This is a genomic window from Methanobrevibacter sp. (assembly GCF_017940815.1).
In the GTDB taxonomy this organism is placed as follows: domain Archaea; phylum Methanobacteriota; class Methanobacteria; order Methanobacteriales; family Methanobacteriaceae; genus Methanocatella.
Genome location: NZ_JAGAXX010000081.1, coordinates 1 through 13,051 on the forward strand (window position 1 = coordinate 1; position 13,051 = coordinate 13,051).

At 37.1% G+C, this 13,051-nt stretch carries 15 protein-coding genes; 12 read left to right on the plus strand and 3 right to left on the minus strand.

Annotation, left to right across the window (positions count from 1 at the left end; all coding sequences use genetic code 11):
* Positions 1 to 352: 352 nt before the first annotated feature.
* The gene (locus ILA26_RS09600) at positions 353 to 784 is read right to left on the minus strand and encodes an acetolactate synthase (RefSeq protein ID WP_292896721.1); all 432 of its coding nucleotides are present in this window, start codon (positions 782 to 784) and stop codon (positions 353 to 355) included.
* 8 nt (positions 785 to 792) lie between these two features.
* Positions 793 to 2,094, minus strand: coding sequence for a phenylacetate--CoA ligase (locus tag ILA26_RS09605; protein ID WP_292896723.1), 1,302 nt, complete (start codon positions 2,092 to 2,094; stop codon positions 793 to 795).
* 219 nt (positions 2,095 to 2,313) lie between these two features.
* Here ILA26_RS09605 and ILA26_RS09610 point away from each other — a divergent pair, with 219 nt between their 5' ends.
* From ILA26_RS09610 to ILA26_RS09630, 5 genes are all read left to right on the plus strand, one after another.
* Complete coding sequence (locus tag ILA26_RS09610; RefSeq protein ID WP_292896725.1) at positions 2,314 to 3,024, plus strand: DUF2162 domain-containing protein; 711 nt, start codon at positions 2,314 to 2,316, stop codon at positions 3,022 to 3,024.
* A gap of 17 nt (positions 3,025 to 3,041) precedes the next feature.
* Positions 3,042 to 3,686, plus strand: a complete 645-nt coding sequence (locus tag ILA26_RS09615) for a MotA/TolQ/ExbB proton channel family protein (RefSeq protein WP_292896727.1) — start codon at positions 3,042 to 3,044, stop codon at positions 3,684 to 3,686.
* Between the two features lie 7 nt (positions 3,687 to 3,693).
* Entirely contained in the window at positions 3,694 to 4,017 is a 324-nt protein-coding gene (locus ILA26_RS09620) for a DUF2149 domain-containing protein (RefSeq protein WP_292896729.1), read from the plus strand.
* 103 nt (positions 4,018 to 4,120) lie between these two features.
* Positions 4,121 to 4,438 carry a transcription factor S gene (locus ILA26_RS09625; RefSeq protein WP_292896731.1) on the plus strand — a complete coding sequence of 106 codons (318 nt, stop codon included), beginning with the start codon at positions 4,121 to 4,123 and terminating at the stop codon, positions 4,436 to 4,438.
* Between the two features lie 157 nt (positions 4,439 to 4,595).
* Entirely contained in the window at positions 4,596 to 5,294 is a 699-nt protein-coding gene (locus ILA26_RS09630) for an Ig-like domain-containing protein (RefSeq protein ID WP_292896733.1), read from the plus strand.
* Between the two features lie 85 nt (positions 5,295 to 5,379).
* Here ILA26_RS09630 and ILA26_RS09635 read toward each other — a convergent pair whose 3' ends face one another.
* Positions 5,380 to 5,757: a hypothetical protein gene (locus tag ILA26_RS09635; protein WP_292896735.1), complete on the minus strand. Its 378-nt coding sequence runs from the start codon at positions 5,755 to 5,757 to the stop codon at positions 5,380 to 5,382.
* Between the two features lie 222 nt (positions 5,758 to 5,979).
* On the opposite strand from ILA26_RS09635, the gene ILA26_RS09640 reads away from it, so the two are divergent.
* The 7 genes from ILA26_RS09640 to ILA26_RS09670 all read left to right on the plus strand — a co-directional run bounded on the left by ILA26_RS09640 (position 5,980) and on the right by ILA26_RS09670 (position 12,843).
* Positions 5,980 to 6,231, plus strand: coding sequence for a zinc ribbon domain-containing protein (locus tag ILA26_RS09640; protein ID WP_292896737.1), 252 nt, complete (start codon positions 5,980 to 5,982; stop codon positions 6,229 to 6,231).
* Positions 6,232 to 6,343: 112 nt separating this feature from the next.
* Positions 6,344 to 6,811, plus strand: a complete 468-nt coding sequence (locus ILA26_RS09645; protein ID WP_292896739.1) for an MGMT family protein — start codon at positions 6,344 to 6,346, stop codon at positions 6,809 to 6,811.
* 14 nt (positions 6,812 to 6,825) lie between these two features.
* A complete protein-coding gene (locus tag ILA26_RS09650) occupies positions 6,826 to 8,382 on the plus strand; it encodes a ClC family H(+)/Cl(-) exchange transporter (RefSeq protein WP_292896741.1) in 1,557 nt (518 codons plus the stop codon).
* Entirely contained in the window at positions 8,383 to 8,883 is a 501-nt protein-coding gene (locus ILA26_RS09655; RefSeq protein WP_292896743.1) for a nitroreductase family protein, read from the plus strand. It begins immediately after the preceding gene.
* A gap of 195 nt (positions 8,884 to 9,078) precedes the next feature.
* Entirely contained in the window at positions 9,079 to 10,896 is a 1,818-nt protein-coding gene (locus tag ILA26_RS09660; protein ID WP_292896745.1) for a BspA family leucine-rich repeat surface protein, read from the plus strand.
* A 110-nt stretch (positions 10,897 to 11,006) separates the two neighbouring features.
* Positions 11,007 to 11,978, plus strand: coding sequence for a methenyltetrahydromethanopterin cyclohydrolase (mch, locus tag ILA26_RS09665; protein WP_292896747.1), 972 nt, complete (start codon positions 11,007 to 11,009; stop codon positions 11,976 to 11,978).
* Between the two features lie 142 nt (positions 11,979 to 12,120).
* Positions 12,121 to 12,843 carry a DUF4013 domain-containing protein gene (locus ILA26_RS09670; RefSeq protein WP_292896749.1) on the plus strand — a complete coding sequence of 241 codons (723 nt, stop codon included), beginning with the start codon at positions 12,121 to 12,123 and terminating at the stop codon, positions 12,841 to 12,843.
* Positions 12,844 to 13,051 lie beyond the last annotated feature (208 nt).

The following is a 13,051-nucleotide window of genomic DNA, read 5'->3' on the forward strand; positions in this document are numbered from 1 at the left end:
AAAGTAATCAAATAACGTACTCAGAACAATTTTTCACACCCAAAACAATATTACAATCAACATGAAAAAAAATGTATACTGAAAAAAATCATGTAAAAAAAAATAACATCCAAAAAAACACAAAATAAATAAAAATAAAAGTTATTAAAAAAAGATAGTACACACAACAGTGCAATTCATCCACGACCTAAAGAGGTCATAGTATTCTTGCATTATAAAAATAAATTTTATATTTTTTAATATATTTAATATTATCTAGAAAATATAATGTATTTTTAACTTTTATTGAATATTTGTTGGAAAAAAAAGAAATTTTAATGAATATTAATTAAAAAAATAGAAAAAAGAAGTTCTATAAGTTATAGACTTCTTCTGCTGAAACGAGGGTTATGTTATTTTCTTGCAATATGGATATCAATTTGTCAATGTCGTCTGCATGCAATAATAAAATAGCTTTTTCAGCTTTGTCATAGGAAAATGCGTAAAGATATTCCAAATCAATTAGATTTTCCTTGATGATGTCTAAAACTGTAGTCAATCCACCGGGGGTGTCGTTCATTTCAACACCGATGATTTCAGTGATTTTGACTAGGAAATTGTTCTCTTCAAGCGCTTCCTTTCCCTTTTCTGGGTCGTCAACAACAAGCCTTAGGATACCGAATTCGGAAGTGTCTGCCATGCACATTGCGCGGATATTGACGTTTGCAACGGTCAAGACTTCCAACGGTTTTGATAAGCTTCCCATCCTGTTTTGTAAAAAAATTGATAGTTGTTTGATTTTCATATTCTCACCTAATGTAAATTCCTCTTGTCGATTACTCTTTTTGCTTTTCCTTCAAATCTTGGTAATGTTTTTGGTTCTACTAGAGTCACTTTAACCCTGATTCCTGTTTCGTTTTCTATTGATTTTCCGATTTTGTTTTGGACAGCCATCATTTCCTTGACTCCGTCAAAGAAGATTTCATGGGACGCTTCTACTTTCACTTCAATCTCATCAAGGGTTCCAGGTCTTGTAACTATAATCATGTAATGAGGCTCTGCATCACCGACCTTAAGCAATGCTTTTTCGATTTGTGATGGGAAAATAGCTACTCCTTTAACCTTGATCATGTCGTCGGATCTTCCTGTGATTCTGCTCATTCTTGCGTGTGTCCTTCCGCATTCACATTTTTCATATGTGATTTTGGTCAGGTCCTTGGTTCTGAACCTGATTACAGGCATTCCTTCCCTTTCAAGGTTGGTTAGGACAAGTTCTCCAGGTTGATTCTCTCCTATTACTTGTTGTGTTTTTGGATTGATGATTTCAGGGTAGTATATGTCTTCAGCAATGTGCAATCCTTTTTGAGCGCAGCATTCGATACCCACTCCAGGTCCCATGAGCTCGGTCAATCCGTAGATGTTGTATGCTTTTGCTCCGAAGATTTCTTCCACTCTTTGCCTTATCTCTTCGGTCCATCCTTCTGCACCGAATCCGATTGCCTTGATTCCAAGACTTTTTGGGTCAATTCCATCTTCCATTGCGACTTCACCCAAGTGAATTCCGTATGATGGTGTGAAGATCAATCCGGTTGTTCCAAAGTCCTGCATGATTTCAATCTGTCTTCTGGTCTGTCCGGTTGATATAGGGATGATTGCTGCACCTACCTTGTGTGAACCGTAGTGCACTCCAAAACCTCCTGTGAACATTCCGTATCCGTGGGTGTTTTGAAGGATGTCATCCTCTCCGATTCCCATCATGGTGAGTCCACGCGCAATGGTTTCAGCCCATGTGTCAAGGTCCTTTTCGGTGTATCCTGAAACTACAGGCTTTCCGGTGGTACCTGATGAGGAGTGAAGCTCCTTGATTTCCTTGATGTCAACTGCAAACAGTCCAAACGGATAGCTTTCACGCAAGTCATCCTTTGTGATGAATGGTAACTTTTCAATGTCCTTTAAAGTTTCAATGTCTTCTGGATAAACTTCAGCCTCACTGTATTTCTTGTTGTAATAAGGAATTTTGTCAAATGCCTTTTTAACAGTCTTTTGAAGTTTCTTTAATTGTAATTCTTCAAGGTCTTGCCTTGGCATGGTTTCAATTTCTTCGTTCCAAAACATATTTTGCCTCATTAATTTTTTAATATGATATTATTTTCTTTTTTATCAACCTTAAATCTTTTCAACAATCAAATCAAAAAAGTTTTTAATTATTCCTTTTATATAATATTAATGATGGTGTTTTTTTTACACATCGATGTCTGAAAAATTTTATATATTCCATTAGACTAATATTAAATTGTAATTAATTAATGTTAATTTGATTATGGGGAATTTACTATGGATATGATGAGTGTTTTATGGCAAGTCGGTATCTTTGCGTCAGTTCTCGTCTTTGGTATAAAGATTGGATTGGCCTCAGGATTGGCAAACTTGTCCAAGAAATTGTTTGCAATAATCTGTATAGCTTATGGTGGTGGAGTTATTCTCATTTCCGCTATTGCATCCCTATACTCTGAACAGTTGGTTCAGGCGATTTACAGCTATAATACAATATTTTACATAATTATGGCTTCAATCATGATTATTGCAGGTTTGTTTACAATAAGAGAGTGGAAAATACACGATAAGAATACGTCAACCGCAACTTCTCTAGCTATCATCGCTCCTTGTCCATGCTGTTTTGGTTCAATCATCGCAAGCGTGTTAATTGTGGCTCCTACAATCGGTGTCAGCTCACTTGACTTGAGCTGGTATGCTGCTGCAGCTCTTGTGGCAGTCATGATTGTGACATACTTTGCATCAAACACAATTGTTAGGGTCATCAACAGGCCTTACCCTATTGTTTTGGGCAATTTCATGCTTTTATTAGGTGCATATTTCTTGCTTTCAGCAATTGTGATTCCAAACATCGCAGGAGCATTGTCAAAAACTTCAAGTCCAATTACAATGAGTTCTCCTCAAGACCTGTTGCTGATAGTGGTGGCATTTGCCATTCTATTTGTTGGCGGTATGGTTTTAACCAAAAGAGGCAGGAATATTTTAGAATAAACGTAGGTGAATAGAATATGGCTTTAAGTATACCTGGTGGAGAATATTTGACTGGTTCACTTGATGTGATTTCACAGAGCTTGACAATACCAGTATTGATCATATTGCTCGTTATTGTAATCATTTCAATCATTACATTAGGTGGGGCCATTGCCGAATATACTTCAAGGCGTAAGGTTCCGGTTGGAACAATCAGAGATTTGATTTATGACATTAACAGGGCCGAATCCGTTGAAGCATTGAAAAATGTCATTTCCAATGCAAAAATACCAAAGGCTCAAAAGAAGGTTTTAAACGAAATTGCTTCTTCATCCGAATTGGGTGACGCTTCAAGAGAAGCTCTTGCACGTAAGCTTTTCGAGTTTGAAGAAGAAAAAACCATGAATACATTACAAAAGACTGATATTATTACTCGTATTGGACCTACATTAGGGTTAATGGGTACATTGATTCCTATGGGTCCGGGTCTTGCTGCATTGGGTGCAGGAGACATCAACACATTGGCATCATCACTGACCGTTGCGTTCAACACAACCATTGTGGGTATCGGTTCAGGTGCTTTATGTTACTTCATCGGTAAAATCCGTTCAGGATGGTATGACAGATACCTCTCAGACTTGGACGCTTTGATTGATGCGGTACTTGATAGAATGAATAGATAGTGGTTTTATGGTAAGAAAACAAGGTAGACGCAGATCTAAACGAGTCGAAGAAGACCCAATGGCTGGTACATCCAACCTAGTGGATGCTATGCTGGTTATTGCTGTAGGTTTTCTGGTTTTTGTTATCATAAGCTGGAACATGCAGGCAATGATTGATCCTGACCAGAATATTCAGGAACAGATGCAGCAAAAGACAACTACTGAGGTTGACCAAGGTCAGCAGTTGAACGACACACCTGACACATCAAACTCATCAGGTCAAGGTTATACCGAAATGGGTAAGGTGTACAAGGACCCTGCTACGGGTAAGCTGATAATGGTGGAAGGTTAAGCTTCCACATCCAAACTTTTTTTTAACTTTTTTTCAAACCGATTATTTTATAAACTTCTTTTACTAAACTATTACTTACGAATTTTTAAGGGTGTTTAATTATATGGAATTCTGTCCAGATTGTGGTGCAATGCTAATGCCTAAAAAAGGCAAGATTAAATGTAGATGTGGCTATGAAAAAAGTCTCACAAATGATGATATTGAGGAGCAGTATCACATGGAAGGTGAGATGAATCCTGAGGCTAAGGTTATTGTCACTGACAATAAGAATGTTGCATTGCCTACAACAAAGATAACCTGCTACAAGTGCGGCGGTACAAAAGGCTATTGGTGGACAGTCCAGACAAGGTCCGCAGATGAGGCACCAACCAATTTCATAAGATGTGCAAAGTGCGGTAACACCTGGAGAAGCTCCAACTAGATTTCATGTTTCTTCATTAATAATAACTATAAACTTTTCATTTTTAAAAACCGTGAATGAAGATGTGTGTGCTATAAAAGTCACAACGTCATGTCGGAATGATTATATACATATTGCCAACAATTTTTATATATAATCTAGATTTTTACGTGATAATATGGAAAACAAGAATATTATTATAATTTTGATTGTAATAATCATTATTCTTTCTGTTATTGCAGGAGCAATGTTTTTACAGTCAGGTAATTCAAAAAAACCTACTGAAGTTAAAGTTATAAGTGACCCTGAACTTTCTCAAGGAGATAAACTGGAAATACAGTTGGCGACATTAAACGGAACTGCAATTACAAAAGAAAATGTTAATATTGTTATATCTGACAAAAATGGAGAGGTTTTAACTAATCAAACGGTCAAAACCGACTCTGATGGTGAAGCAAGTATTGATTTGGATCTGGAAAAAGGTAAATATGATGTTGTTGCTACTTTTAGCGGAAATGAAATCTATAATTGGGATAATGTAACACAAGTATTGAGGATTGACGGGTCTTCAAGTGGCTCTGATGCACCGGGTTCCATATCATTGGAATTGCCAGAATTCGACACCAAATATTCTAAAACTGTTGGTGAATACAGGGTAGAAGCAGAAAAATGGCAAGGTGGCACTCTTGGAGGATTTGGTGTTTGGTTATATAAAAATGGTGAGCTTGTTTATAAGGATTCCTATCTTTCTAGAGCATACTTCTATATGGATGGAGAATGGAAATGGAGTGAATGGGGTAATGGTGAAGGTGCAGCCTATCACAAGTATCCTGTAAGCAATGGTGTAGAGATTAAGGAGATTGAAGTTAAATTTTAAGAATTAAAATAATTTGATTGTAAATGGTAATGGGTTAATCTAAAATAAGTATTGAACTTATTTTAAATTAACTGTATTTTTTTTATTAGTGTAATCTTACTTTGGTGACTGGGTGGTATTTGTTGTGTTTGTAGGCTGTTTTTGCCCCATCGGACATACCTCCATTAGTTGCATCTGTCCACCAGCCTTTTTTACCATTTTGCATGCCGTTTTTGTATTCATAACAAATACTTACATCATATCTTTTACCATTTTTATATTTATGGCCTAAGTATTGCTGATAACTTTTCTTATACTTGCATTTTACTTTGATTGTCTTTCTTCCGTCTTTTACTTTCACTTTAATCTTGTTCTTGTTTTTATACTTCTTAGCATTGACCGGTTCTGCGAATGCGACGCTTAGTGTCATGCCCACAATGAATATTGCAAGAACACATAATACAATTTTTGTCTGTCTATTCATGTTATTTTCTCCCAATAGTTATATAATTAGAGTTTTGTAGATTACTTGTATTTAAAAATATCTAATTTAAAAATTTAATGAACAATTTATAACTTTTATAAATTTTAATGAATGAAATTCATTTAATGTTTCATATAAAAATTTAGTGCTTTGTTAATAAATGAGTATATAAATGTGTTATTATAATATTAAATATTAAAATGTCTTGAAAGTGGTGATGATATGAAAACATGTCCTCGTTGTGGTTCTGTTCTGGCGGACAATGAGCCATACTGTGATAATTGTGGCTTTGATCCTGACTTTGATATGGGAAAATGGAATGGTGGATATCGACGAACAAATAAAAAACCATATTATCATGGAAATCATATAAAAGATACTGATCCTTATGTTTTAGGTAAAGAATTGGATTGGGCATTTTTTGCGGTTGCAGTTGCATTTTTAATATTTGTAATTTTGATGCCTCTACTATAACCCAAAGTTTGTCGGTACCAAGAAAAGACGTTAGGGTTTAATTCAACTGTTCTATTTTTCATAATATTTTTATACTGGTGTATTTAAAAAGTACTTTACATTAGGTGATATTATGGCTAGAAAAACTTTTAATGAAAAACTAGAAGACTCTAAGGACATGCCAAAAATCATTGAAATTACTGATGAAAAAGCAATCGGCAGATATGGTGGAACTCAAATGCTTATCGCTCCTCCTTTGGAGTATAATGAGATAATGGCTCGGATTCCTGAAGGAAAGTTGATTACAATTAGGGAAATTCGTGAGTTTTTAGCCGAAAAACATGGTGCGGAATTCACCTGTCCGATGACTGCAGGAATATTCATAAGCCTTGCGGCTAGGGCAAGCTGTGAAAGGGAGGAAAACAGGATTCCATTCTGGAGAACCTTGAAAGCCGACGGTGAGCTCAATCCTAAGTATCCTGGAGGAATCGAGTACCAAAGGGCAAAGCTTGAAGAGGAAGGGCACACCTTTTACACCAAGGGTCGCAAGAACATCAGGTATTTTGTTGAAAATTATGAAAATTTATTATATGATTTATAATAAAATATTAATTGATGAAAAATCTTGAAAAGACATTGAAATCTGTAACTGAAAATCCAAAATATATCTTCCGCCTTACCGTTCAGGGTGCAATGGTGGGTATTTTTGCCGGATTGATGGTTTGCCTGTATCGCTTCTTGCTTGCAGGCTCAGAAAGTGTTTTGAGAGATTATTTAAGTATAATACATGGAAATGTATTGTATATTGTCTTATTTTTTATAGCCCTTGCTGTCATGGGCCTTTTGATTGACTGGCTCACCAAATGGGAAGTCGATTCTGCAGGAAGCGGAATACCTCAGGTTTACGCCGAGGTTAAGGGGCACATGGAAGCCAATTGGGCAAAGGTTCTTTTTTCAAAAATCGTTTCCGGAGTCTTGACCGCTCTTGGAGGATTGTCATTAGGTCCGGAAGGGCCGTCTGTTCAGATAGGTGGTATGGCAGGTAAGGGAATTGCAAAGCTGTTCCATGGATCAAAGACTGATGAGCTGAGGCTGATTCTTGTAGGTTCCGCAGTGGGTATCACTGCGGCGTTCAACGCTCCCCTTGCAGGTGTGATTTTTGTATTTGAGGAAATAAATCACGGTTTTGACAAGACTTTAGTGTTCATAGCACTTGTTGCAGCAATCGTGTCTGACTTCATATCCAAGGCAATCTTCGGACAGAGCACCATACTTTCATTTCCCATATATGACATTCCTCTTGAATCATACTGGATACTGGTTGTTTTGGGTGTCATGATTGGACTTTTGGGCTATGTCTACAATGTGGGCATGATAAGGTCAAGCGACCTGATGAAAAACCTCAAGATTCCTTCATGGCTTAAGTTCGTGCTGGTTTTCATGGTTTCAGGTGTTGTGGCATTGATGCTTCCTGAAATAAGCGATGGCGGTCACTTCATGATGGACATGCTTGATGTGACAATTCCATCCCTGGGCGTTCTGGTCGTGCTGCTTGTGATGAAATACATATTTTCAATGTTTTCATTCTCATCAGGAGCTCCTGGAGGCATATTCCTTCCAATTCTTGTATTGGGAGCATATATCGGTGCAGTATTTGGAAGCGTTGTTGTCGGTCCGCTGGGCCTTGAGCATGATTTGATTTATAAGTTCATTGTCATTTCAATGGCAGGATTCTTTGCGGCCACTGTAAGGTCACCAATCACTGGAATAGTTCTTCTGGCTGAGATGTCAGGTTCAACAGGGTCACTGGTTGCCATGGTCATCGTTTCACTGATAGCATATGTCATTCCGACACTTTTGGGAAACGAGCCAATTTACGAGTCATTGTATGACAGATTATTGTTGAATAAGAATAGGGAGTTTGTAAAGAAACCTTCAAAACATGTGTTGAGTGAGTATCTTGTTCCTTTGGACTGCAATTACATCAACTTCAAAATCAAGGACATTCCATTTCCAAAAAACGCAATTGTGGTGTCCGTAATCAGGAACGGCAAATACATCATTCCAACAGAGGATTTCCATATTAAATATGGCGATCAGGTGCAGGTATTGACAGACGTTAATGATTATCCGTATGTAAGAGAAGAGATTGAAGAGTTGTTTGGTGGTTAAATGAGTTTGATTTTTAAAAGGCATAGCGTTCGCAGATTCACAGAGGAAAAGGTTAGTGATGAAAAGATTGAAAACCTGCTCAAGGCAGGAATGCAGGCACCTTCCGCATGCAACCAGCAGGCTTGGGAATTCATCGTAATTTCCAAGGATGAGGACAAGAAGGCAATCTCCGAGATGCACCAATTCGCAAAGCCTGCAGAGAAGGCATCACACCTGATTGTGACAGTGGGAAATCTCAATGAGGCCAAAATCCACAGGATGATTGAACAGGATTTGGGGGCATGCAACGAAAACATATTGCTTCAGGCAACCCATGAGGGTTTGGGTGCCGTATGGCTTGGTTTCCATCCGATAGAAGACCGTACATTGAAGCTTAAGGATTATCTGAACATTCCAGACCACTGCATTCCATTTTCAGTCATTTGTGTTGGATATCCTATTGGTGAAACTGACGTCAAATTAAGATATGATGAGTCCAAAGTTCATTTTGACAGATATTAACTGATTAAATAATTGCATGAAGTTTTTAAGGACATTTGAACAATCCGTCTAGTGTGAGCTATGAGGAATGCTGTTCCGATTTGTCTGACAGTCATGATTTGATGGTCTGTGATGATTTTGATGAATATTGTTTGTAATCAATTTTATATATTCAGTTGAACATATTTTATATTGTATTAATTTTACTTGAAAGGGATGGGCATGGCAAAAATTCACTTGTATGATTTTGAACATTTAAATACAACTACGGAGAGTATTTACGAATTGGGGGACTTTAATCTTCTGATTGTCCTTAAGGACGGTAAAAACTTGACCAGTTGGGCAGATGTCAAAAATAGGGAAGACATTATCTTTATAAGTGAAGACTTGTTCGGCCAGACCTCTCTTGAAGCCAGATATAAGGGCATGAAAAACCTAAGGGCCATCGTCACATTCGGTGTGGGAAATGTTGAAAGCTTAAAGGAACTGTTTTCAGGCTGTGAATCATTGGAAGACATTTCCACACTTGCATCATGGGATGTAAGCGGTGTGACCGATACCAGTTTCATGTTCAACGGCTGCACAAACCTCGCTGACATTTCCTGCTTAAGCAGATGGAACACTTCCAATGTCACTAGCATATCACGAATGTTTTCAGGCTGTGAGTCCTTGGAGGACATCTCACCGTTGAAGAACTGGGATGTGGGTAATGTAAGGGACATGTACTACCTGTTCTCTTATTGCAGCAGCTTGAAGGACATTTCCGCCCTTGAGTATTGGGACGTGAGCAACGTCTTGGATATGGGATGCGCATTTGATTTCTGCATTTCCCTGGAAGACATTTCACCTCTGGAAAATTGGGACTTGTCAAACGTGTTCAACATGACTGCCCTGTTCAGGGGTTGCGTGAGCCTTAAGGACATATCTCCATTGGGCAAATGGGATTTGTCTAAAATGACAAGAAACAAGGCTTTGCTTGCAATCTTTTCATACTGTACAAACTTAAGAAACATCTCCCCTTTGAAGAAATGGGACGTTTCCAATATAACCCGTATGAGCGGTTTGTTTGAAGGGTGCACCTCCCTAAGGGACGCTTCACCGTTGAGGAAATGGGATGTCAGCAATGTGACCTCACTTGAGTTCATGTTCAGGGAATGCAGTTCCCTGACAGACATCACAAACTTCAAGTCATGGAACATTGAAAACGTGGATTCATTGACAGGAATGCTTGACAGCTGCCGTGATTTGGAAGATGTGTCTCCAATGAAAAAATTGGACGTTTCAAATGTCAAATCAATGAACAAGCTATTCTATAACTGCAGTTCCCTGACAGATGTTTCCAGCCTGAAGGATTGGAAGATATCCGAAGAAGCTTCCATAAAAGGCATTTTCGATAAATGCGAATTATTGGAGGAATATCCGGAATGGTTCAAGATGACTGTAATGAACAATAACGATGCCGATATCACAACCCGCAAAAAGATCATCAACAGTTTGGATGAGGAATTTTTCAAGACTCATGACTTGAATCAATTTGATGATGATACTCAACTGTTCATGGTTGCCGCCACTGATAGCCAAGCACTTTTAGCCCATATTTGCGAAAGGTCACACAACAGATTCATACAGGAAAAGGCAGTTGAGAGAATCACCGATGAGGAGATTTTGACAAACATTGTCTTAAACGACCATAACTGCGACATCTCAAGGCAGAACGGCGAGCTCAAATCATATTTCTACAACAGGGAAATTGCAATATTGAAAATCAAAAACAAGGCATTTCTGATTAAGATAGCTAAGCAGCTTCCGCATATTCTTCAAAATTTCAAATACATAGCAAAATACATCGATACCGATGAGGAATGGACCGACATAGTTCTCAATGCTAAATCACAGCACATTAGAGTATTTGCTCTTGCCAATGTCAAATCCGCCAATTACTTTGAAAGAATCATTTCCGAAAGTGACGACGAGCAGTTGGTCAAGGTAGCCAAATTAAACATGCCTGGCGGAAAGCCGATTGAAGATGAATGAAATAATGACTAGTTTTTACAGATTCATTTAGGCAAATATAAATAATAATAAAAATAAATTTTTACTCAATAACTTAATATTTAAGTTAAATTTTTTTAGAGGTTAAAACTATGGTAAGTGTAAACGTAGAAGCTAAAAAAACCGTAGATGTAATGATTGAAAAAGCAGATGAATTAAACATCGCTGTTGAAACTTTAGGCAATGGCGCTACTGTTCTTGACTGTGGTGTAAATGTCGACGGAAGTTTTAAAGCAGGAGAACTTTATACTAAAGTTTGTCTTGGTGGACTTGCAGACGTTGGAATTTCAATTCCTGGAGATTTATCTGAAAAATTCGCACTTCCTTCAGTAAAAATCAAAACAGACTCACCTTCCATTTCAACCTTAGGTTCCCAAAAAGCTGGTTGGTCAGTTTCCGTTGGAGATTTCTTTGCATTAGGTTCAGGACCTGCAAGAGCAATCGCTTTAAAACCTGCAGAAACCTATGAGGAAATCGGATATGAAGACAAGGATGCGGACTTAGCAATCTTAACATTAGAAGCTGACGTATTGCCTGGTGAAGATGTTGCTCAATACATTGCTGATGAATGTGATGTTGACGTTAAAAATGTTTACTTGCTTGTAGCTCCTACAGCTTCTCTCGTTGGATCTATCCAAATTTCCGGAAGAGTAGTTGAAAACGGAACTTACAAAATGCTAGAAGCTATCAAATTCGATGTAACCAAAGTAAAACATGCAGCAGGTATCGCACCTATTGCACCAATCGACCCGGACGGATTAAAAGCTATGGGTAAAACCAACGATGCAGTATTGTTCGGTGGAAGAACCTACTACTATGTAGAATCCGAAGAAGGCGATGACATCGCTAGTGTAGCAGCTCAATTACCATCTTCCGCAGCTGACGGATATGGTAAACCATTCTATGACGTATTTAAAGAAGCAGAATTCGACTTCTACAAAATCGACAAAGGAATGTTTGCTCCTGCAGAAGTTGTAATCAACGATTTGACCACTGGTAAATTATACAAGGAAGGATTTGTAAACGCAGACTTGCTCAAAAAATCCTTTGGTTTAGACGAATAATTTAATAATTTCGTCTATCTTTTTTTTCTTTTTTTGTAATTTTTTTCATTCTTTTTTATAAAATATAAAAATATTTATATGTGTTAAATTTTAAAGTAATATTTGCTCTTAAATGGAGTAATAAAAATTAATAGGTGAAAAAATGAGTTTAAGTGAAATTATTTCAGATTCAGTAAAATATCCTTTTTCTGATATAACTAAATTTTTTATCGTAGGAGTATTTGTATTCCTTGCTGGTCTCAGCAACGCATTTTCCGCATTTTTCCAAATGGACAATGCAGTAATAATAGGAATTGCAGCAATCATTGCATTAATATTCTCATTAATCGTTTCAGGTTATAATTTAAAAGTTGTCAAAAACGCAATTGACCATTCAAGCGCATTGCCTGACTTTGACTTTGCAGGCGATTTGGTAAACGGAATTAAAGTTTTAATTATCAGTATTGTATACTTCATCATTCCATTTATTATTATTTTCCTCATCGCAGGCGTATCCATATTTACAGGATCTGTATTTAATAATGTTGCAGCTGGATCAGGTGTCGCTTTAATTATTGGATTTATCATTGCATTCATCTTTGCAATATTCCAGATTGTTGCAATGGCTAGATTTGCAAACACCGGTGAAATGGGTGCTGCATTCCAATTAGGCGAAGTTTTCTCTGACGTTAAACAAATCGGAATCGGAAGCATCATCGGTTTCTTAATAGTTTCCGTTGTCATTGTTATTATTGCTTTTGTTATTACAGGAATAATCGCTATGATTCCAATCATTGGTCTCATAATCGCTTCCATCATACTCGGAGCATTCGTTACATTGTTTGTAAACAGAGGAATAGGTTTATTATACTCTAAAGTAGCATAAATCTTATTTCTTTCTTTTTTTTCTTTTTTGAGGACGACTCAAAATTAATTATTTTTTTAAAAATTTGTTTTTGAATTTATTATTATTTTTAGGTATTTTGTTTGTTTTCATGGTGTATGAGCTCATTTTGTATTGTTTCATTGTATATTCGTTTTAAATTGTGTGATATTGCGAGTAATTTTGCTTCTGTTTGTGTTCTTTTTAGTCC

Coding starts and splice junctions, on each gene's coding strand:
- ILA26_RS09600 (WP_292896721.1), bottom strand. CDS start 784: ATGAAAATCAAACAACTATCAATTTTTTTACAAAACAGGATGGGAAGC.
- ILA26_RS09605 (WP_292896723.1), bottom strand. CDS start 2,094: ATGTTTTGGAACGAAGAAATTGAAACCATGCCAAGGCAAGACCTTGAA.
- ILA26_RS09610 (WP_292896725.1), top strand. CDS start 2,314: ATGGATATGATGAGTGTTTTATGGCAAGTCGGTATCTTTGCGTCAGTT.
- ILA26_RS09615 (WP_292896727.1), top strand. CDS start 3,042: ATGGCTTTAAGTATACCTGGTGGAGAATATTTGACTGGTTCACTTGAT.
- ILA26_RS09620 (WP_292896729.1), top strand. CDS start 3,694: ATGGTAAGAAAACAAGGTAGACGCAGATCTAAACGAGTCGAAGAAGAC.
- ILA26_RS09625 (WP_292896731.1), top strand. CDS start 4,121: ATGGAATTCTGTCCAGATTGTGGTGCAATGCTAATGCCTAAAAAAGGC.
- ILA26_RS09630 (WP_292896733.1), top strand. CDS start 4,596: ATGGAAAACAAGAATATTATTATAATTTTGATTGTAATAATCATTATT.
- ILA26_RS09635 (WP_292896735.1), bottom strand. CDS start 5,757: ATGAATAGACAGACAAAAATTGTATTATGTGTTCTTGCAATATTCATT.
- ILA26_RS09640 (WP_292896737.1), top strand. CDS start 5,980: ATGAAAACATGTCCTCGTTGTGGTTCTGTTCTGGCGGACAATGAGCCA.
- ILA26_RS09645 (WP_292896739.1), top strand. CDS start 6,344: ATGGCTAGAAAAACTTTTAATGAAAAACTAGAAGACTCTAAGGACATG.
- ILA26_RS09650 (WP_292896741.1), top strand. CDS start 6,826: ATGAAAAATCTTGAAAAGACATTGAAATCTGTAACTGAAAATCCAAAA.
- ILA26_RS09655 (WP_292896743.1), top strand. CDS start 8,383: ATGAGTTTGATTTTTAAAAGGCATAGCGTTCGCAGATTCACAGAGGAA.
- ILA26_RS09660 (WP_292896745.1), top strand. CDS start 9,079: ATGGGCATGGCAAAAATTCACTTGTATGATTTTGAACATTTAAATACA.
- mch (WP_292896747.1), top strand. CDS start 11,007: ATGGTAAGTGTAAACGTAGAAGCTAAAAAAACCGTAGATGTAATGATT.
- ILA26_RS09670 (WP_292896749.1), top strand. CDS start 12,121: ATGAGTTTAAGTGAAATTATTTCAGATTCAGTAAAATATCCTTTTTCT.